Origin of the sequence: Parapedobacter brassicae (assembly GCF_051400755.1) — a bacterium.
In the GTDB taxonomy this organism is placed as follows: Bacteria; Bacteroidota; Bacteroidia; order Sphingobacteriales; family Sphingobacteriaceae; genus Parapedobacter.
This window is the reverse complement of record NZ_JBLFFL010000001.1, coordinates 886,875-909,415: the sequence shown is the minus strand read 5'-3', so window position 1 is coordinate 909,415 and position 22,541 is coordinate 886,875. Positions and strand designations below refer to the sequence as shown.

10 protein-coding genes are annotated in these 22,541 nt (G+C 47.5%); 6 read left to right on the top strand and 4 right to left on the bottom strand.

Annotated elements, in window-relative coordinates; genetic code table 11:
- From ACMGDE_RS03675 to ACMGDE_RS03665, 3 genes are read right to left on the bottom strand one after another with little or no spacing between them, the layout of a single operon-like run.
- Nucleotides 1–2,832 carry a SusC/RagA family TonB-linked outer membrane protein gene (locus ACMGDE_RS03675; protein ID WP_436831403.1) on the bottom strand — a complete coding sequence of 944 codons (2,832 nt, stop codon included), beginning with the start codon at nt 2,830–2,832 and terminating at the stop codon, nt 1–3.
- A 35-nt stretch (nt 2,833–2,867) separates the two neighbouring features.
- Nucleotides 2,868–4,637, bottom strand: coding sequence for a RagB/SusD family nutrient uptake outer membrane protein (locus ACMGDE_RS03670; protein ID WP_436831402.1), 1,770 nt, complete (start codon nt 4,635–4,637; stop codon nt 2,868–2,870).
- A gap of 49 nt (nt 4,638–4,686) precedes the next feature.
- Complete coding sequence (locus ACMGDE_RS03665; RefSeq protein WP_436831401.1) at nt 4,687–7,932, bottom strand: SusC/RagA family TonB-linked outer membrane protein; 3,246 nt, start codon at nt 7,930–7,932, stop codon at nt 4,687–4,689.
- Between the two features lie 671 nt (nt 7,933–8,603).
- On the opposite strand from ACMGDE_RS03665, the gene ACMGDE_RS03660 reads away from it, so the two are divergent.
- Nucleotides 8,604–11,774: a SusC/RagA family TonB-linked outer membrane protein gene (locus ACMGDE_RS03660; RefSeq protein ID WP_436831400.1), complete on the top strand. Its 3,171-nt coding sequence runs from the start codon at nt 8,604–8,606 to the stop codon at nt 11,772–11,774.
- Nucleotides 11,775–11,786: 12 nt separating this feature from the next.
- Complete coding sequence (locus tag ACMGDE_RS03655) at nt 11,787–13,223, top strand: SusD/RagB family nutrient-binding outer membrane lipoprotein (RefSeq protein WP_436831399.1); 1,437 nt, start codon at nt 11,787–11,789, stop codon at nt 13,221–13,223.
- Between the two features lie 135 nt (nt 13,224–13,358).
- Here the strand turns inward: ACMGDE_RS03655 and ACMGDE_RS03650 are convergent, their stop codons facing one another.
- Nucleotides 13,359–14,465, bottom strand: a complete 1,107-nt coding sequence (locus ACMGDE_RS03650; RefSeq protein WP_436831398.1) for an ATP-binding protein — start codon at nt 14,463–14,465, stop codon at nt 13,359–13,361.
- Between the two features lie 499 nt (nt 14,466–14,964).
- On the opposite strand from ACMGDE_RS03650, the gene ACMGDE_RS03645 reads away from it, so the two are divergent.
- The 4 genes from ACMGDE_RS03645 to ACMGDE_RS03630 all read left to right on the top strand — a co-directional run bounded on the left by ACMGDE_RS03645 (nt 14,965) and on the right by ACMGDE_RS03630 (nt 22,521).
- Nucleotides 14,965–18,051 carry a SusC/RagA family TonB-linked outer membrane protein gene (locus tag ACMGDE_RS03645; RefSeq protein ID WP_436831397.1) on the top strand — a complete coding sequence of 1,029 codons (3,087 nt, stop codon included), beginning with the start codon at nt 14,965–14,967 and terminating at the stop codon, nt 18,049–18,051.
- Between the two features lie 10 nt (nt 18,052–18,061).
- The gene (locus ACMGDE_RS03640) at nt 18,062–19,699 is read left to right on the top strand and encodes a SusD/RagB family nutrient-binding outer membrane lipoprotein (RefSeq protein ID WP_436831396.1); all 1,638 of its coding nucleotides are present in this window, start codon (nt 18,062–18,064) and stop codon (nt 19,697–19,699) included.
- A 401-nt stretch (nt 19,700–20,100) separates the two neighbouring features.
- On the top strand, nt 20,101–20,631 hold the full coding sequence (locus ACMGDE_RS03635) for a hypothetical protein (protein ID WP_436831395.1): 531 nt from the start codon (nt 20,101–20,103) through the stop codon (nt 20,629–20,631).
- Nucleotides 20,632–20,643: 12 nt separating this feature from the next.
- Entirely contained in the window at nt 20,644–22,521 is a 1,878-nt protein-coding gene (locus tag ACMGDE_RS03630; protein ID WP_436831394.1) for a hypothetical protein, read from the top strand.
- The last annotated feature ends 20 nt before the right edge of the window (nt 22,522–22,541 follow it).

Genomic DNA, 22,541 nt, shown 5'->3' with positions numbered 1-22,541 from the left:
TTAAAATTGTGCCTTTACACCAATGGAAAAAGTCCGATAATAGGGCTCATTGCCCACTTGCGTTTCCCGTATTTTACGGTTTTTCGCAAATTGATAAACGTCATTAGCATCGAGAAACAGGTCAAGTCCGTCCATCAATAACCTACGGGAAAATGCGTCCGCAAAGCGGTAAGTCAATTGTATTTTCCGTATTTGGAGGAAATCATTGCTATACAGCCAGTAGCTGGATCGCCGGAAATTGTTACTGTTGGTTTGCGTACTTAGCCGGGGATAGGTGGCTGTAGCAGCCGCTTCGGGCGTCCAGCTATCCAATACGACCTCGGAATATTTTTTGTTCCCATCCACCCAGAAATAATCACCTTCGCGGAAGTTCTTGGCGCCCCATTGTCCGGCTCCTAAGACGTAAAGCCCAACATTTTTGTACCCCACCTGCAGCTGCAGTCCTCCCGAAAGCGGAGCTTGCCAGCGCCGCAGGTAAATTTCATCGTTCACGTCGATGATTCCGTCGTTGTTTTGATCTTTGTATTTGATATCGCCGGGGCGTGGCGTTCCGAAGAATTGCGCAGGACTATTGTCGATGTCCGTCTGGTCACGGAAGAGCCCGATAGACTCCAAACCGAATGTCGCATCCACGGGCCGTCCTGCACGGTATTGGTATTCATCATCGTATATCTCATCCACGGTTAATCTTTTGGAGGTCACATAGAGCGCATTCACGCCTGCGTAAATCCGCCAATCGCCAAAAGACCGCTGCACATCAATGCCCAGTTCGGCACCTTGGTATTCATCCTCCCCAAAATTCTCGTAGGGGATGAAATTGCCGTAGAAACTCGGGTATTGGGTGCCCGGTCTGACAATCAGGTCAGCGTACCGGTTATAGAATAGGTTCGTTTCAATACCCAGCAGGTTATTGAAGAACCGGCCTTCCAGTCCGAAGTTGACTTCTTTGCGTTTGGCAAATCCGAGGTTGGGATTGCTGGGCCAGCTGGAGATCACGCCACTTCGACTACGCGTTCCTTCGTACCAGTTGTAGCTTCCCGATGTGGTATAGCGGCTATCGTAGTAGAAGAAATCGCCCACCGGGATGTCGGAATTGATATACCCTCCGGTCAACCGTAGTTTCAGCCAATCCACCCAATTCACGGCAGACATGAAGTCTTCTTTGCTTACTACCCATCCAATACCAAATGTGGGTGACAGGCCAAGGCGGTTGCCTTCCGGCAATTTTACGGAATTGACATAGGCACCACTGAAGTCGACCAAGTACTTTTCCTTAAAGCCGTACGTAACCTGCAGGCCAAGGTGTGCCTGCTTGACCCCCTGAAAACTCGTTTGCAAATTGCCCGGCTCTTTGAAACTGCTGCCGAAACCGATCAGGTTTGCGGATACCTGATGATCCTGATCGAATACCCGGTCGTAAGCCAACATCCCATAGAAACCGAAGCGACGCTTAAACGTACGGCTGCCGATATCCAATGAGCCGGGCCGTGCATCAGTGCCGTGTTGCCTTAAGGACACGATACGGTCTTCATCTTCCGCCCAGACCGGTTCATAGACCGCAAATTGGTTATTGATTGCCTGATCGTATCGGAGGTAGTAGTCAAAACTGATGTTGGTGTGTAGGGAGAGCCCTTCGGTAATACGGTCCAGGTCGAAATTGATCCGGTTATTGAATAGGTACTTGCGGTCCACCCGCTCGTTTCTTCCTCCGGAATAGCCAAAACCGGCACCGGTGGTCAGGTAGTTGGCCGTACCGCCGAGAATGTACTGTCCGCCGATATCATTTTTCCGCGCTCGTAGTGTCGGGTCATCCGGATTAATCAGGTCAATCGGAAGCAAGGGTGCATACTCATAAGGGCGTTCGGTTGCCGCACCACTCCAGAATGTGCCACGCTGCCCGCGGTCAACGGCAAAATAGCCAGCCACATCCACCTGTGTGGTGATCCATTCGGCGACTTTGAGGTCCACATTCCCCCGCACATTAAATGTATTATAACGCGCTTTATTCCAGTCGCCGAAGTCAATGAGGCTGCCCACGGAGTTCCAACCCATGTTGGCATAATAGCGGGCATTTTCATTACCCCCTGAAAATTCGCTGAGAAAATCAAAATAAGGCTTATAATTTTTCAGGTAGTCATCGCCATAGTAGTTGTTATCCGGATACCGGTACCGGTTACCGTTCCGGTAATTGGCAATGGTCTGCGGGCTGAATTGTTCGGAAAGGCCATCGTTCAGCCGGGCTTGGTTGTAATACGACATGTAGTCGGCCGAATTCAGGAATTGCGGTAATTCCAATGGTGATGATACGCCATAATTGAGCGCGAATTTGGCGTGTTGTTTGCCGTCAGATTCGCCGCGTTTGGTGGTCATCAATACCACGCCGTTGATTGCCGCACTGCCATATAATACGGCGGCGTTTACATCTTTCAAAACGGTAATGCTCTCGATCTCCGAAAGGCGGATGTTTTCGACGTCGCGCGGGAGTCCATCGACAATGAACAGCGCATTGCCGGATTGGGTGCCCGTCCCTGTCACATCGGAGGTGTTGATATTAATACCAAGTCCGCGGATGGTAGTCGAACCAAGCATCCCCAATGTCCGCCCGTTGAGAACATTATTGGTCCAGATGGTGTTGTCCTTGTTGTTTACGTCTACCGCATCCACTTTCGTAACGGCGCCCACAATTCCGTCCGCTTTCACACGCCGGAAAGCGATGTTCACTTCTTGTTGGGTCGCGGTGGTGTCGGTTTCTTGTGCGACCACGGATTGCCCGATAGCCGCGGTCAGCGCCCACAAAACGGTCTTCCGTCGAATGTTATATTTCCAGTTCATCAATTTTTCCATTTAGATTTACAACTTGAACCAACTTACCATCCCGGGTTTTGCGGGAACCCTTCGTATTGCGTGGTAAATTTTACCTGGATTGGCAGCCAATTATGTTTCCGTTCGGCCACACGCCTGACCACCACCCGTTCACGGAGGTTGATGGGCTTCCCGTCGCTTCCACGGGCGAAGTCGATGGCGGTTTTGTCCAGATACCTGGGGTCACCATTCCGGTTCCATCGGCGGAGGTCGCAGAAACGGGCCCCTTCGAAGTTCAGTTCCACCGCACGTTCCCGTACGATTTCTTCAAAAAACGCGTCATTCGTGGCAGTATACTTATCCGCGATGTTTGGAAGCTGGGCACGGTTACGCACCACATTCACTGCACCCTCTGCGGTCATCGCATAATTGCTTGCAGCAGCTTTCGGTGTCCCGCCGGGGCTGAAGAGCACCGCTTCTGCATACATCAAGTAGATATCTGCCAGTCGAAGATAAGGAACGTAGGCCTGCAAAGCGCCGGTGCGCGAGATGGTCAGTTCGCTGCCCATCGGCGAATAACGTTTGGCATAGTAACCCGTAACACTGGGCGGGTTAATCTGCGAACGATGCCGACCGCCATTGTATAATTCCGCAAAACGATCCGGCCCCGATTCATTGATGATCTGATCGCCGTCTTTCAGAATGTCTTTATAAAACCGGGGTTCGCGGCCTGTCCAAGGATCACTTGGGTCGTAACCCGAGTCGGGGTCATCAATGGGTAAGCCATTTGCCATCGCGTAGTTTTGCGTATTATTGTGGGTAGGCACATCGGCAGCGCTACCGCTATTGAGTCCCAGAGAAGAGGGTACGGTGCCACCGAGTGCAGACCAGCGCACTCGATCACGCTGGTAGACCGTGGGCATCATGATGCATTCGGTACCGCCTGGCCGCTCCCAATTCCAACGCCAGAAATTGTCTGTCCATGAATCCCACGATTGCAGGCGATAGGTGCCCGTTTCGTCAGCGAGCTGCAACAGTTCGCCGAACGCCTCTGCCGCTTGCTTGCATAGTTCGGCATCAAAAACGTTGTTCCCTGTTGCCTCCTCATTGATCATCGGGCTGGCGGCATAGAGCAATGCCTTGCCTAAATAACCGAGCGCGTGGAATTTGTTGATGCGGTCGCTATTATGCCCCAACGTGCGCTGTCCAGGTCCGGATTGATCCCAATGCACGGGCAATAAGGCCGCTGCTGCCCGGAAATCGTCCGCCATCCGCAGCGCACAATTTTGAAAATTCAAGCGCTGGAACTCTTCGGTGGTCAGTTCATCGGAGGCCTCAAGTGCGCGCGTCACATACGGCATTCCACCCCAATAGCGCGCGAGCTCAAAATAAAACCAACCCCGGAAAAACAGCGCCTGGCCGCGTAGGTGGTCCCGTTCTTCCTGGGAACCTTCGAATAGCCCCTCTTCATCCAGTTTGGCCAGTGCCACATTTGCTTTACGGATGGCGTACCAAGCGTATTCCCAAACCCGTTTAGTACGTGTATCTCGGTTGGTCATCGCCACGGATTGCCCGAAGAAGTAGCCGTGGTCGCCCCAGTAGTTGCCATTGTCAAAGGCGTATGGACTATTATTGAGTGTCTCGTCTGCAAAAAGGTATTGGTTCCACGCTCCACCTTTATTGGGGTCCATGATACAGTTATACATCTCTTCGACAAACCCTTGGAAACTGATGAAATTTCCGAATACATCTTTCTCGGAAATATCGGCTTCGGGTGCTTTGTCAAGGTATTTTTCGCAAGATGAGGTCACGAGGACAGCGAATAAACACGCCATCCGAAATAACACTGCTCTAATTTTTGAATTTATGTTCATCGCTCACGAATTAAAAGGATACATCAATTCCGACATTAAACCGTCGCATGTTGGGATAAGACCCCTCCGTATCACTACCCCCGCTGTACGAACCCTCGCGATCATCGGGTAGGTCCGACCAGAAAAATAAATTTGTTCCATTCACAAAGACCCGTAGGTTGTCAAGGCCGATTCGGTTGATCCATCCGTTTTTGGAGAAAGAGTAGCCGATTTCTGCATTCTGCAGGCGGAGGAACGACGCATCATAGACATAGTAGTTGCCGATGTTTTCGGCCTGTGTCTTCCATCGTGGTAAGAACGAGGAAGCGTCGGGGTTATCCATTGACCAGTAGTCGCTGACATGCCCAAAGACAATGTCTGTGTCGTAATTGAAGTTATTGAATGGGATATAACGCGTAGCGTTGCTGGCGCCATAAAGCTGGGCCATCATGCTGAACCCCTTATAGTCGAACCCAACGGTAAAGGCTAGCGTTTTTTGAGGGACGCCGGAATAGCCGATTGGAGCGGCGTCTTCGTTAGCTTTGATGACACCGTCAGCATTAAAGTCCACCATATCATAATATCCGGGTAATTTCTGCATGTCGTTCGTCTCGGTTGGAACGCTGGCATATACCTCATCCCAATTGGTATAAAACCCCGAATTTATTAAGCTTTTCCGCTGGTCTATGGGATAGCCGGCGGCTTTGATGTGGTCATATTGGAGCGGCGGATCATCCCTGAAAATGACCGTATTTTCGTTGTGGGTGATGGCTATTTTACCCCATAGCGTCATCGATGGGTTGAATCGTTTGGTAGCCCCAACTTCCAGCTCATAGCCTTTGGATTTTACCTGGCCCAGATTGGCCGCCGGTGGCGTGGTGCCAAAGAAAGGGGGGACATTCCGGCTGCCGCCAGCAATCAGGATATTCGTGCGGTTTTCGTTGAAGATATCGGCCGTTACCGTTAGCACATTTTTGAACAGCGCCAGGTCCAGTCCGAGGTTTTGCTTGGTCGCGGTTTCCCAATGCACATTGGGATTTCCGATCGTCTCTTCCCGGTAGAAGGTGTAAGGGCTTTGGCCATCGGTTGCGTTGTTCAGCCGTGCCGCTGTACCAAACGCATATTGCGAAGCATAAAGCCACCTGCCACCACCGCTATCATCGCCCACCATGCCGATGCTATACCGGAATTTGAGGGCATCAACCCAATTGACCTTGAAGAACGGCTCGTTGGAGAGGTACCAGCCCATACCCAAGGAAGGGAAGAAATCAAACCGATAGCCCGGCCCGAATTTTTCGGAACCGTTATAGGCACCGTTGACTTCGAGGAGGTACCGGGTTTTGTAATCATATGTCGCGCGGAATACCCAATCTTCACGATAGGTTTTGAAGGCGCTTCCCCGGGCTGATTCTTCCCGTTGGAACAACCCCATCGCTGTCACATTATGGTCGTTGAATTGGCGGGCATATTTCAACTGCGCCCGGTACATCATCCGCCGCGTAATGGGAATGTAGCCGATCCAGTTGGAATTTGCGATTTCCTCCTGGCGGATGGTCCACGGACGGATAATCCAATCGTATTCCTCGTCACTGGTGGGCAAGTATAACGTATATTCATTCGGGTCTTGATCCGGACCTTTATACAGCATTGGATAAATCTGTTTGAACATCACATTGGTAGCTGCCTCACCGGGGCGGGTATGATTGGTGATATCGTAGATACCCCCTTCAGACCGCACATTGTTGTCGTAGAAGAACGAACCGACAGCACTCAGCCCTTCGGTAATGAAACCTAAATCCTGCTCCAGGTGAAAATCAGAATTCAGCTCGGTATAGCGCGCTTGGCGGATTCCCAAGTTGTAAGCAACGGCAAGCGGATTTAAGGTATTATTGCCCCCCTCTTGATATGCCCCCCATCGGCCATCAGAATACATAGGCAGGTAGAGATTAGGGGCAAGGCCATACACCGAACGCCACATCCACGCGTCAGCCCGGCTAGTGCTTCCTTCGTTGTTGTAATTGGTGTTTTTTTGTCCGTAGAAACCCGCCAAATTGAGCTTCATCTTGGTTCGCTTGGTAAATGCGATGTCGATGTTGCTGCGGAAATTAAAGCGATCGAAGTTGTAATTTGGTTCATAGCCCTTGCCATTGTCCATGTCCTGGAACATGTCCCCTTCGTGGAGATAAGCGAGTGAACCGAAATATTGCACCATCTGATTGCCCCCTCTGGCGTTCAAGGTGGCTTTATGCGAAAAGCCTACATCCTTAAACATGGCCTTTTGCCAGTCGACATTGGGATAGATTTCAGCATATTCCGGTGTTTGGGGCAGCTGGTAGCGTTGTACAATCTCATATGGCACATAATTGTTCCATGAGGGCTCGTTTAGTACGCCTTCGCGCTCAATTATTTCATTCTTGGCCATCATGGCGGCGTATGAATCGAGCTTTTGCGGAAGCTTTGAAATGGCCATGCCCATCGCCGTATAGTTGAAATTAAGCTGGGTTTTACCCTCCATTCCCCGTTTGGTCGTAATCAGGATAACCCCATTGGCACCTTTAACACCGAATACGGCGGTGGCAGAAGCGTCTTTCAATACGGACACGCTGGCCACCTCATTGACATCGATGTTGTTCATCGCCCGCTCAACACCATCTACAAGAATGAGCGGTTGGCCACCATTCCACGTGTTTTTTCCGCGGATAAAGATGTTAGTGGCGCTTTCACCGGTGGTGACCCCTCCGGGTTCGCCGGAGGACGTTAATGTGACAATACCAGGTAATTGTCCGGTAAGCGCTTGAGCTAGGTCAGGCTGGTTTCCCTGCCGTTTTAATTCCTTGTCGGTGGTTTGCACGATCGAGCCGATGACACTCTGTTTTTTCTGTTGGCCGTAGCCGACCACGACGACCTCATCAAGCAGTGCTTGGTCTTCTTCGATGGTGATGTCGATGAAGTCGTCGGCACCTACCGTGACCTCTATCCGTGAATAACCCACAGAGGTGATCACGAGGATGTCGCCCTGCTGCACCCGATCCAATATAAAACTGCCATTCTCATCGGTCGTGGTGTGGGTTGTGGAGTTTTTGATGGTCACCGTTACGCCCGGCAAGGGTACGCCATTCTGGTCTTTGACCAAACCTTTAATGATTTTCTGATCCACACGGCCGGTGGGGACGGCTTCAGCAGCAAACGAAAACAAGAAAAGCAGCAATACGGCTAACCACTTATTTTTCGTGGGCAAATAGCAATAGGAAATTTGGTTGTAATTGGTTCTATTCATAATCTGGTCCAATAAAATATGTAACATGGATTATCTCCTATGGATCGCCGACGGGGGCTAAGGAGGGATAACGTAAAAATTCATATTGACCATTGGTTTTAAAAGGACAATCATTTCAACTATTGGACATTCCGGTTTGGGGATGGCCAAAAATTGCATTAGACATGTTTTTATGAAGGATTAAAATAGGAGGCTGTTTCTGCACCTATTCCGCTTTCATAATTTTGGTATTGTTTATAATATAATCGTTAGTCAATGCAAGTGTAATAAAGAAACGCTAAATATGCAAACGTTTACACAGTATTATTTACGAAAACGTTGTAGTTGGTTTTTTGCCACTTTTAATGGGGAAAGTTTTGAGGATACGGTGCGTTTTTATGCGCATATGTATGTTTTTAGTATGGAATTTCTCCTTATTTAATAGTTTTTGTGCGGTTTTAATGAAATAGTCGGAATGAAATTGCAAAAACATAGTCAAATCTTCATTTTATTTCCTATTATTGCTAGGCATAACCAATTGTGGGCCGATTCCGAGGTCGAAGGGGTATTTTTTGATATGAAGCGAAAATTTAACCCTTATGTTCCACGTCGCGCTGATTAGCGTGGCGACCACGATTCCTTTCGGAGTATTTTTTCAATTGACCAAAATAACAACAAACAACGGATTAATTATGAACATAACCAAACTTAACAAATGCTGCGGGCTTATGCTACTATTCCTATGGTTGGTGCCATTGGCCTATGCGCAGGAACGTGCCATCAGTGGCAAAGTGGTAGACGCCCAAGGCCAGCCGCTTGAAGGGGTTACCGTGTCGGTATCGACTATTGGGCGACAGACGCTCACGAATAGCAATGGCGATTACAGCATCTCGGCATCAACGGGCAACACGCTGGTGTTCTCCCTGATCGGTATGGGGCGCAAGGAAGTCGTCGTCGGTAGCAGCTCCACCATCAACCTGACATTGGATGAATCTTCGGAAACCTTGGAGGAGGTCGCCGTGACGGCCTTTGGCATCAAGCGGGAAGAACGCTCGCTGGGATACACCGCTCAGTCGGTTACATCCGAGGAATTGACCGTCAACAAGCAACCCAACATGGTCAATGCCCTGCAAGGTAAAATTGCCGGGGTGCAGATCCGCAACACTGGCGGTGCGCCGGGGCAGGGTGCCAAGATTCAGATACGGGGCGTCAACTCCCTGGATCCGAGCCGCGATAATTCGCCGCTGTTTGTCATCGATGGCGTGATCATGGACAACAGTACCTCCACACAAGGTTCATCGGCTGCGGGACGTGGGATGAGCAACCGCAGTGTCGACATCAACCCCGATGATATTGCGTCGATGAACATCCTGAGGGGTGGTGCCGCAACAGCGCTGTACGGCCTACGCGGTTCTAATGGGGTGGTGGTGATCACCACCAAACAAGGAAAAAGCGGAGACGTGCGGATCAATTATCAGGGTTCCGTAGGGCTGGATGAGGTAAACAAATTCCCCAAAATGCAGGATGTCTACACCCAGGGATGGGGCGGCGTATATGACACGGGGTCCTTTTGGCCGGCTTTTGGCCCTACAGTGGCCGAAGCCCGCGAGATCGATCCGACCCACCCGGCCGAGTTGTACAATTACCTGGAGGATGCCTTCGATACGGGGCATCAATATAAAAATACGCTGAGCATTTCAGGGGGTTCAGATAAGATCACCTATTATTCTTCCCTGTCCCAATTCAAGCAAGAGGGTATCATGCCATTCACGGATTTCAAGAACATCCAGGCACGGTTGAATACCCAGGTGAAAGCCAGTGAAAAGTTCAGCATTGCAACCAACATGAGCATCAACAATAGCGGGGGTAGCCGCGGCAATGCCGGATTGTACAACGAGCAGCTGGCCTACTGGGTACCGCGCTGGGATGTGCGGGACTACCAAAAGGAAGACGGCACGTTGTTTATGGCCTTCCCGGGATTGTCTGAAAACCCCATTTATGTAGCCAAGACCAATAGGTTCGTAGACGATGTGCTGCGTTTCATAGGCAATACGACACTCAATTACAATCCTTTTGAATGGCTGGGCTTTACGTATACCCTCGGGGTGGATGCCTATCGGGACAACCGCCAGGGCACGGCTCCCGGATTTCAGGGATTGGAAGGAGAAATATTGGTAGGGGTGAATGGAGGAGAAGGGGCATCCGGTCGTGGGTTCTACAATGTATACGACACCAAGTACCGGACGTTCAACAGTACCTTCATGGCCAACCTGTCCCATCAGTTTACGCCGGATTTCCATGGTTCACTGCGGTTGGGTAACGAAATTTTTGATCGGAAAAGCTATCAATCTGCCGCGGAAGGCTGGGACCTCTCCGTGTGGAACTGGTTTGATATGAGCAACGTCAATCAACTTGCTCTGGGTACGAATCGCGAGGAGTACCGGTTAATGGGTACATTCGCCGATGCGACGCTGAGTTTCAGGGAATATCTTTACCTGAATGCAACCATCCGGAACGACATCACCTCATCGCTATTGAAGCCGAATAACTCGTTCTTCTATCCATCGGCCAGCATCAGCTACGTCATGTCTGATCACCTGCAGCTTCCTGACGCAATCAACCATGCCCGTTTGCGGTTTTCGTATGCACAGATCGGCAAGGATGCGATACCTTATGCGACCAGCTTGGGCTATACGGGATACAGTTCGTTGCCGACCGGTTTCACCGGATTTACCCGGGGAGCGCTGCTGGGCAATCCTGATCTGCGGCCTGAGTTTACCAACACTTACGAGGTGGGCTTGGTCTTGAATTTCTTTAGCAACCGCTTGCGATTCGATGGCAACTTCTACCGTTCAATTTCAAAAGACCAGATTATGCAGGCGCCGATATCAACGACTACCGGATATGGTACGGCGTCCATCAACGTAGGGGATATACGGAATACTGGCGTGGAGCTGACCCTCGGGGCGACGCCGGTGAAAGGCTCAAACTTTACCTGGGATACCGAATTGAACCTCTCGGCCAACCGGAATAAGGTGCTGTCGCTCAACGATGAGCTCGGCGGGGAGCTGGTGGTCACTTCCGAATTTGGCTACTTGAGCTCCAACGTGGAAATGCGCGTGATTCCCGGGCAGCCTTATGGCATCCTCTATGGCCGTACGTACCAGCGCTACTATTCGCCTGATGAAATCGAGGCGGGCGTAGACCAATCGCTGGCGGTGGATGAAGACCGGCCCCTGCTCATCGGAGAAAACGGCTTCCCAATATTGAGCCCGGTGGCTGATGCAAAACAGTTAGGAAATGTATTCCCCAAGTTAATCGGGGGCTGGTATAATAACTTCCGGTACAAAGACCTTGCGGTTTCCGTGTTGATTGACGGGCAGTTCGGCCAGAAATACTACAACCAGATGGACAACTTCTTGGCTGCCTTCGGCATGGCAGATTACACCCTCAACCGCAACGATCACCTCGTCTTTGAGGGGGTATTGGCCGATGGGTCGCCCAATACCCAGCAGGTATGGTTGGGCCAAGGATACGATGAGGTGACCGACCGGGACTACGGCAATGGCTATTATCGTGACTACTACCGCGGAAATTCGGAGGCCTTCGTACAGGATGCCAGCTGGGTGAAGCTGCGTTCGGTTTCGATCAACTACAACCTGCCGGCCAAGTGGTTCGGCACGCGGTTCATCAGGAACGCTTCCGTAGGTGTGACGGGCAATAACCTTTTGGTGATCACGGATTACAACGGCTACGACCCCGAGAACTCAACCACCAACAGCGGATCGAATGCAGAAGGGTTTGCGGGGATGACCTACCCCGCGTTGAGGAGTTATTTGTTCACGTTAAATGTTGGATTTTAATTGGGAGACATCATGAATACCTCAATAATGAAATTAACGAAAAAACTAGCTATAGGAGCACTGTCGATTACTTTGGCCTTCCAAAGTTGCGGCGATTATTTTGATGTGGGCAATAACCCGAACCTGGTGACGGAGCCCAGCCTGAACTCCTTATTGGCTTCGGTGACCCATCGTACAGGGATGAATGCCTACCGGTATGGCAGCGCGGTAGCCAATTATGTGCAATACATCGCCAGTCCGACGGCGGCATCGGCTACGGATATTTACGACATCACGGATTTATCCACTTCGTGGTCGCAAGCCTATTACGGCATGTCAGATGCTTATGATATGATCGTGATGGCCGAGGCGTCTGGGGCAGACCTGCACGTGGGCGTAGGGAAATTGTTGACGGCCTATCAATTGAGCCTTGTTTTCGACACCTGGGGCACTGCCCCTTATACCGAAGCGTTTAATAAGGTAGAAACCTTGACGCCGGTCTACGATTCGCCCGAGCAGCTGTATGCAACGATCGGCCAGCTGATCGACGAAGCAATTGCCGCATTGGGCAGTACCGACGCCACGATGGCACTTGATCCGAACCTCGATGTTATCCACGGAGGAGATGTAGCACATTGGATCCGCACCGCTTATGGGTTAAAAGCCCGGCACCTGAACAAAATCAGTAAGAAGTCCAGCTATGATCCCCAAGCGGTGCTTGCCGCATTGGACAATTCGTATGCATCGGCTGGTGACGACATGAAGTTAGGCATATTTACCGGGAACAACCCTTGGTCAGAGATTGCCACCAGCAACCTGGGTGGTCTGCTTGGAGGATGGCTCTCTTCCAATTGGGTGAATCACCTCAACGGCGTGACCTATGGTATTGTAGATCCTCGCGTGAGCAGGATTACCGATATGACGGTGAATGGTGATTATAAAGGCACACCCAACGGCGGTGGCAACCAAGGGCCATTAGCAAACACGGTTCTTGATGAATGCTATATTTCTACCAACAGCCCGGTGACTGGCGAAGCTTCTCCGATTTATATCATGACCTATGCCGAATTGAAATTCGTTGAAGCCGAGGCGGCGCTGCGGGCGGGGCTCAGACCCCGTGCGTACGAAGCCTATCTCGAAGGGATACGGGCCAGCATGGACCAGCTGGGGGTGCCCAGCGCCGAAGCAACCGCCTACATGGGGCACGCAACGGTCGGTGTAGGCGCGGGTAATCTGACATTGGATCTGATTTTCAAGGAAAAATACGTGGCCACCTACCTCAATTACGAGGCATGGAACGATGCCCGCCGGCATGACTATGAATATGACGGGTTTCAGATGCCACGAGGGGCTGTGCTGCCGACGTTTATCCGCCGGGTAGCGATACCCAACACGGAAATCGTAAGCAACAGGGTCAATATTCCCACGCAGGAATCGCTGGATACCCCCCTTTGGTGGGATATGCCCTGATGCTATGAAATGGAATATTTAAAGCAGAAGCCGCCCAAGGGGCGGCTTTTTTTGGATTTATTAACGCCACTATTGATAGTTTATGCGTTTTTGGTGTTCCCTTCCGCGACATTGCCGATGCGGGTTATTGGACGGTTAACCACCGATCCAATCCAAGTAGTCCTCTTTGGATACACAGGTAAAGGTCGCAGCCGGGTAAGCACCGCTGAATGCCATGGGGATTTTTACCGTTTTTTTGCTATTATACTTAAATTCATAAGCATGAAGTGCTCCGCTGTGCAGTTCGATCAAATCCACTACCTGCTGGTTGTAATTTCGCCAGAAATAATATTGGACATGTTCGTTAAGGTAGCTGTTGCGCTTTATGCGTTCGGTGATGAGATAGTTTTCCCATAAGCTACCCACGTCTTGGCGTATATCTAGCAAGCGCAGGTCGTTGATAATGGCATTCCGGATGCCATTATCCGTGAAATACCATTTTGATCCTTTGGAAATCTCCTTGCGTTGATTCGTGCTGTATGCGGATAGACGATAGATCAAAAACACCTTGCTCAATAAATCCAGGTAGTTCTCTACGGTATTTTTGCTGATACCCAGCTGATTGCCTAGCTCATTATAAGAAACCTCACTGCCGGTTTGAAACGCGACGAGTCTCAATAGCTTGGTTATTTTATCGGCTTGGCGGATACCTTCGAAAGAGAGGATGTCTTTCAGTAGATAAGATTGAACCAATTCATATAGGTAGTTTTCTTTTTCTCGATAAGAGGGTAGCGATAACACCTCAGGATAAGAGCCAAACACCAAGCGTTCTTCTAGGTGCTGCCGGGTTTCCAGAAAAGTTTCCCGATCCTTCAGCTCCATTTGCGCAATCGGGTAAAGCTGAAACTGGATTTTGCGTCCGGTTAGCGGTTCTCCCGCTTTGTTCAGCAAATCAAATGAAGATGAACCGGTGGCGACTATTGTCAATTCGGGTTGGGTATCGATCATCAGCTTAAGAATTTTTCCGATTTCCGGCACAGCTTGTGCTTCATCCACCACCAAGAGTTTAGCAGCCCCCACGATCTTTTGATAATGGGCAGCACTTCGCCGTTGGAGCAATTCTTGAATATCCAGGTCTTCTCCGTTCAATACGACAGCAGGGGCATTGTATTCTTTGACCAATTTGTTGATCAGCACGGTCTTCCCCACGCGTCGGGTACCCAGGATCAGCAAAACCTTATTTTGCCCAATAAGTGCTTTCAATTGGGATTCTATTGTTCTCGGCAGTAATTTCATATAAAATCGTCAACTTGTTGACAAAATTACTTAAAATTATGGTAATACGTTGACAATATTACTAATTTTTTGATTGGCCTTCCTGTGTCCACCGCCGCATGTCACCACTCTCGAATATTATCATAGTTATGCGTTTTTATGTCGAAGAACACATGAGATAAGTTAACTTATTATGTCTTTTTGCTCAATTTTGTGAATGAATAAAAAAAATCATGCAAAAACATGCAAAAATTCCAAATTTAGTTTTATACTTGCATATCCAATTAGTATTGACCTGTTGCCAATTGACGTAGGATAGATTTTTGAGTTAAAACTGCTTGGGAGTTGTTATTCGTTCTCGATATCATCATTTAACCTGCTTTTTACCTAAAACTAAACGATATGAAGTAATAAAATCTTACAATCAACTAAAAACGCAGACGGCACTTTAATCAATCATAAAATCACTTAATTAAATCTTCAAAACATGAATAGAATGTTACTTCTGTTGTTCATGGGGCTAATGTGTATTTCCCCCCATGTAATGGCGCAACAAAAAACCGTAACCGGCAAAGTGACAAGTGTTGAAACCAGTGAGCCCTTGAAGGGGGTGACGGTGACGATACAGGGGAGCAGCACCCGGACTCAAACAGATGGATCGGGGGCGTACATGATTTCGGTGCAACAAGGCCGAACGCTTATTTTTCAATCAGTCGGTTTTGAATCTGTGGAACGCGAAGTAGGCGTGGCATCAGTCATTAATGTGGCATTGTCTCCGTCAGCCGAGGCGCTCGGCGAGGTCATTGTGACGGCTATGGGAATTAAACGGGAACGAAGGGCGCTGGGTTATGCGGCACAAGAAATACAATCTGATGAATTGCTAAAGAACAAGAATCCCAACGTTATCAACTCATTAAATGGTAAGATAGCCGGTGTGAACGTAACCAACGCTGGCGGTGCACCGGGTTCGTCGGCTTCCATTGTTATCCGCGGGGGCACCTCTCTTGAACGTGACAATCAACCATTGTTTGTCATTGACGGGATGCCAATGGACAATTCGACCGGTCAGGGAGATAACAGTGCTTTTGACGGTTCGGTCAACTTATCGACCACCAACAGTAACCGTGCGATGGACCTCAATCCGGAGGATATCGAATCCATATCGATACTAAAAGGTCCTGCCGCTGCGGCATTGTATGGGCTTCGGGCCGCCGCGGGCGCGGTTATCATTACCACTAAAAAAGGCTCCGAGGGTAGGACGAACGTATCGGTATCATCGAGGTTCATGTCCAATTGGGTGAATAAGCTTCCTGAGCAGCAAGCGATGTATAAGCAAGGGACTTATTACAACGGAACATTCACTGATCAAACTTCGCGTTCGTGGGGTGACCGTTTTGCGGCCGATGAACCAATCTATGACAATATGGGCGATTTCTTCGAAACGGCATATGCATACGACAATAGTTTCAGTGTTTCCGGGGGTAGTCCCAATGGAAACTTCTATTTGTCCGCTTCAAACCTTAGCCAGTCGGGGGTAGTTCCCACAACCGATTATGGTCGGAGTACGGTCCGATTTAACGGAGAACAGAAAGCGGGAATTTTCACGTTCGGTGTCAATGCCTCTTATGCCAAAAGCAATACCCGTAAAACACTGACGGGAAGTGGTCTCTGGGGATCCAATGGAAGTGGTTATATGGAGAGCATCATTGCCTGGCCGCGGAATGATGACATGAAAAACTGGCTGAATCCCGATGGGACAAAGCATCGGTTGCTTCCTGACCTTGCTTTGGATAGTGACACGGATAATCCCTATTGGATCATCAACAGAAATCCACAAAAGGATCAAACAGACCGGTTTATCGGGACTGCCTACACCACGGTAAAGATAACAGATTGGTTTGAGGCCACTTACCGGCTCGGAATAGACAATTATACCACCGGATTTTCCAGTTTGACTGTCCCCGGATCGAGTGTAAAAGAGGCCTGGCAGAATGGGATGCTTTCGGAAACGGATAGAAGTTACAATTATATCAATTCGAATCTGATGCTGAATTTCCATAAAACCATTGCGGCGGATTGGGATTTCAATCTATTACTGGGGACTACATCGGAAGATACACGGATAAAATCCAATTCGGCAAGGGCAGAGGATTTTGTCATTCCCAATTTCTATTCGCTGAACAATGCAGAGCAAGAGAACAAATATTTCAACCAGGCAATCACAGAAAGGCGTTTGGTGGGCGTATATGGCGATATCCGCTTAGGATACAAAAATATGGCATACTTAAGTGTCACGGGGCGGAACGATTGGTCTTCTACGCTTCCCATACAAAACAGGTCATTTTTTTATCCGTCATTCAGCGGCAGTTTTGTGTTCTCCGAGTTAATCCAGCCAAATGATATCTTGTCTTTTGGTAAACTGCGCGCATCCTGGGCGCGGGTTGGGAAGGATGCCCCGGCTTATCAGACTAATACCTATCTGTTCGGTCCCGAATTGACCATCGGCGGCGGATTTAGAAATTATTGGACACGGGGCAATGACCAGTTAAAACCGGAAACTACCACTTCCATGGAAATAGGCACAGAACTGCGCTTCTTGCAGAATCGGCTGGGGTTGGATTTTGCTTACTACGTGAATAACAGTAAAGACCAGATTTTGCAGCCTCGCGTAAGTAATGCCACAGCGTATATATTGAGTTATGTAAATACCGGTGAAATAGAAAACCGAGGTGTCGAACTGACGCTCAATGCTACACCGATTAAACGGGAAAATTTCAATTGGGAAACCACATTGAATTTGTCTCACAACAAAGGAGTAGTGAAGGAATTGCCCGGCGCGCTGCCTATTTTGTATGTGACCGATGTACAGGTCGGTAATGGCAAAGCTGCTTCTTTCGGAGACGGAAACTTCATGGGCATTAGCGGATCCAAATGGCAAACGGATGAAGCGGGTAATTTATTGCTGAATTGGAATACCGGATACCCGCTCACCTCCACGCTGGCCACTCTGCCCATTGGCAATAGGGAACCCAATTTCATTGGCGGATGGAACAATTCATTAAGCTATAAAGACTGGAATCTGTCCTTCCTGTTTGATTTCCGCAAAGGTGGTGATGTATACAATGCCACGGAGTATTTGTTGACCGCCTATGGCCTGAGTAAAATGACGGAAAATAGAGGCAGTACCATTACATTCACCGGCATGTCGCTTAATCCGGAGACCAGTCAATACGAGGCTGTCACGAGGGAGGTTGCTGCCGATGAGCGGTATTACCGCGATATCTATTTGAATCACACGCCATTCTTTGTTGAAAACGTCAACTGGCTGCGATTGCGTAGTGTCTCCTTATCATATGCACTTCCGCAACAATTGCTCAACCGGACGGGTTTTATTAAAGGGTTGTCCGTAACAGCTACAGGAACCAACCTGCTGTTATTCACCAATTATTCGGGGATGGATCCGGAAACCAGTGCCGCCGGTGCCGGAGTGATCGGATCAGGTTCTGTTGGGATTGATTATGCCGGCGTGCCCAATACAGCTGGGTTTACGTTGGGTTTGAATGTTAATTTTTAAGTTTAATGCGATGAAAAGAATCATATATATCTTCATGTTGTCTTTCATTTTTGCATCGTGCGAAAAGTGGCTGGACATCAATGACAACCCCAATTCGGCTAATTCTACCGTACCTACACCAGAACAGCGCCTCCCGCCATTGTTAGCACAGTTTTCAGACGGTTACGAAAGTGCTGGCACAAGGGCGGCATTCTTAACGCAACAGCTGGCGGTTACCTATGCCATCAACAACAACTGGAATCTTACCCGCTGGTACTCCAACGAATCCAGCGCCAATTGGCCCTGGCAGGCTTGGTATGTCAATTGCGCAGTGAATATAACGCCTACCATTGCCGCTGCGGAGAAAGTTGGCGCCTACCATTATATCGGCGTCGCGAAGATTATCAAAGCGTGGGGTTTTGCAGCGCTTTCAGATTTTTATGGCATGATGCCTTACGATGAGTTCGATGATGTAAGCACCATTACGCCTAAATTTGACGACGGCGAGTATATCCATGGCAAAGTCCTCGAACTGCTGGATGAGGCGATCGCTGATTTAGGGAAAACGCAAGAAGTTGGGGCCCCCGACTTGGCCGAAGGCGACATTTTGAACGGTGGCCGGGTGGATAATTGGATCCGGCTTGCATACGGCTTGAAAGCCCGTCAGCTCAACCATTTGACCAAGAAGGCGTCTTACGATTCACAAGCGGTATTGGGTGCGCTCGCCAATGGTCCGCAGACGGATGACCAAAGTTCGATCATGCAATATGTGGATGAATCAGAGACGACCACTAATCTGGCAAAGTCCGCCCTGCAATATCAAAATACGGGATTGACCGCGCGCGTCACCAAGCTGTATGTAGATTATATCACCAATAACTATACGGGTGCGCCTACGGGGACTAATGATATGGTAGATCCGAGGCTGACCCTTCTGATCCCCCGTTCGCAGGAACCTGACGGCACGTTCCGATTATCGCAAGGAGTAGATATGACATCAGAATTGCCCAATACCGGTCCCGCCCAATATTCTTATAGTGCCGATGACGAGAAATTCTCTAATGCGGATTCCGTGTACATCCAAATGCGGGTGGCCGACGGGATGTATAAGGGTAGCCCCCGGAAGCTGTCAACGGGTGTGTGGTACACCCAGCGGGGAGGGAAAGGGCTATTGTTCACGAATGCTGAGGCGCGTTTCATTGAAGCAGAGGTGAAATTCCGCCAAGGTCAGGCCAGCGAAGCACTGGCTGCATATAAAGCTGGGATACGATCACACATGAACATTATGGGTGTTGACGGTGGCGAGATCGACGCCTTTCTCAACAGCACATCGGTCATTCAAAATCCAAGTGACCTCACGTTGAGCCATATTATGATTCAGAAATATATTGCACTTTCTTATTCGCCAGAGCAATGGGCGGATTTGAGGCGTATGGACTATTGTACGGATGCCTCGGGTAATTATAACGAAGCCGCAGGCGTCTACAAAGGATTCAAGCGTCCCTCGCACGTCTATGTGGAGGCGTACCCAACGGCAACCGACTGGCCAAGGCGATTTGCGGTGGCAAGCTATGAAATCAACTACAATAGCGAACAAGTACGCGCGGCGAATCCTAATGCGGGAAACCCAACTTATCTCAGCGAGCCTGTGTGGTGGGATAAGCCATAGAACCGTAATTGAAAGTAGAGACAGACCGTCGGAGGTTCTTTGATTAAAAGGCCTCCGATTTTTGTTAATGGATGCTATATCTGTGCGTTTAATCGAGATAGATCCAGTTGATAGAAAAGTCCGGCAATCCAAAAACATCGGGCTTTTCGCTTTTCTGAAATTGTTTTATCATACAGCAAACCGATTTCTGTTAAAAAAGAATAAAACATGGTATTTTCTCGAAGCTGATAAAAAATAAATTTTACCTTTGCTATTATTAAATATAACAATTATATTTAATAGCTGCTTTCGAGATAAGGGCGAGTAAGCGGTAACCAAAACATTTGTCTAGCCGAATCGTATCTACTTTATTGATATTGACATAATTATATCTTAGAATTAACAGTGTAGAAATTCATTATATGACTCCAAAAATCATTTTGTTCGAATATTTTCTCAAGAGATTGATGGAATGGTTTTGCGAATATCATAACACTAGCATTAATGAATTTAATAATCATCTATCGAACGACCTAAGCAAGCTCAAGGTTGTAAAGCTGCATTTTTTTGCTTGTTCAACCAGCCATGAAGCTTTAGAAATCTTCGATGATTTTCGTGCTATGCCATATGGGCATGTCGAAAGTGAAGTGTATAATGCCTTGTCAACATTGGAGCATTTTGATGTTACAAATTTTAAGTTGCTAATAAGGCCTGGCTCGAATTTGAACGACATTCAACATGAACAGTCGTTTGTTATGGATGAAATTGTCAACAATCTAAAAACACAAAATTTTGATCTTATATCGTTGCCGCCTTTTGACCTCGTTGAGTTAAGTCATCGGTGGTTTTCATGGAGATATACTTTTGAGCAAGCAAGGAACTCAGGGTTTTATTCAAAGCCAATTAGTAAAGAACTTATACAACAGGAGACTAAATTGTACAGCTTATATTAACCTAACCCGCCTATGGAGTATATTTTACCTATCTCCACTCTTATAACTAAGCTTGAATCGGATTTTTTTCATGAAAACTGGCTAAAAGTGCCAAGTGGGATTTCCGCAGACACTTATAAAGATGTCTTGGTAAATAATATTATTAATGCCTCAACAGAAATTTTCAAATATTATACTCTGTTAATATTAAGTGGAGAATATTGCCGTCTGTCTGACAAAGATAATGAAAGTCTCAGTATCAGAGACCTTGAAATCTTTCTCGAAAAAGTGTCTAGTCAAATTGAAATTAAGGAGAATGGAGAAATTCAGCTTGAATTGCAAAGTAGATTTTTCGATAATATTTTACATCCCCTGAAACATACCATTAAACTCCATATCGATTATCTTGCACGTGATTTGCGGGTTCAGTTTGACCTTGAACATAAGAGGCAATTATTCCGAGGAGACAAAATAGGAGAAAAGCAACATGATACAGATCAAGATGTTTTGGCATATTCTAGAGCATTTGAACATACAATATATTTTACCAGAATAGAGCATTTTCGTTATCATCAAAATGAGAACGTAGTTAAAGATCTGCTTTTTCTGGAAAAAGAAGTGAGCGAGTTGCTGATTAAAGACGAGAATTTAAAAAGTGCAATTTTAGTGAAACTGAACTTCCTTCTTAAGAAGATTCTGTATAGAATTAAGACCACAAGTGCCGATGGAGCTGCAGAACTCATATATTCTTTTGATCAACAGGCTGACAGGGAACTAAGTGTTGACGGTATTTCAATTGATGAAAGTCTAACCAAATGGGACGGCCTTATAAAAACCCATTATGGTTTTACTTCAAATTTTAAATCGGAACAACGTAAGCGCGTCCAAAGCATATATGAAAAGCTACAAGCTAATTATTGCTATAAAGACTTTCATGGCTTGATAAAAATCTATAAGGATGATACAAAGAATAAGGAACAGACGTCGAATCTGCTAACAGAATTTAGTAAGAAGCCAGTGTTGTCCTCATTGAGACTGGACGAATATGCCAGAAAAGTCACCTATTCTTACTTATTTAACAATGATGTATCGCTTCAATGTGAAAATTCAAAAATTACGTATCAGCAATGTGTTGATTTATATGATGGAATACGCAATCATCAGAATATCAATAATGTACGGAATTATTTTCCTTGGGAGAAGCTAGCAAAGACTATTGGAATAAAAATTGAGGCTCTGCTTAATAACTTGGTTGACAAAGAAAAATATAAACAGTTTAAAATTTTCTTGGCTCTGTACTCCAAGACACTAGGCAAATTTGAAGAGACATTAAAGTGGAGTAGGTTTAAAAGTTTTTTGCCGATACAAATGCCATTCGGAGAATGCCAGTCGGATTACGAAATAACTATCGACGGGTACCCTAAGGTCAAATTATTTTTCTTTTCGTCTTTTTTACTACCCCTAAACTATGGCCAAACGTCGAGGTCAAAGGACGAATTACAGTTGCGAAAGCTCAAATACGACACATTAGATTCGGTATATGACAAATTACAATATGTAGTTGAAGACGTGAATGAGTCATCGGCAAAGATGCGCAATCAAGAAAGGAGATCTGTGGAAATCCTCGCTATATTTTCTGCGGTCGCGCTATTCTCAATAGGAAGCATTCAAATATTCTCACAAAAAGAAGTCGCTTATGATCCTCACGTATACTATCGGTTCATCATGGCTTTTGGTTATTCGCTATGTCTGTTTGTATTATTAATTTGGATTATAACACGCGACAACATAAAACAAGTCCATATCTTTCACTGGATAATAGTTATTTTGGTTTTTATAAGTAGTTGTTTTGCTATTGGATATTTTATTGGCGACCCAATTTTTGGATTAATTACTGACAAAAATAAATAATATATAGAGATTTTCTTTGA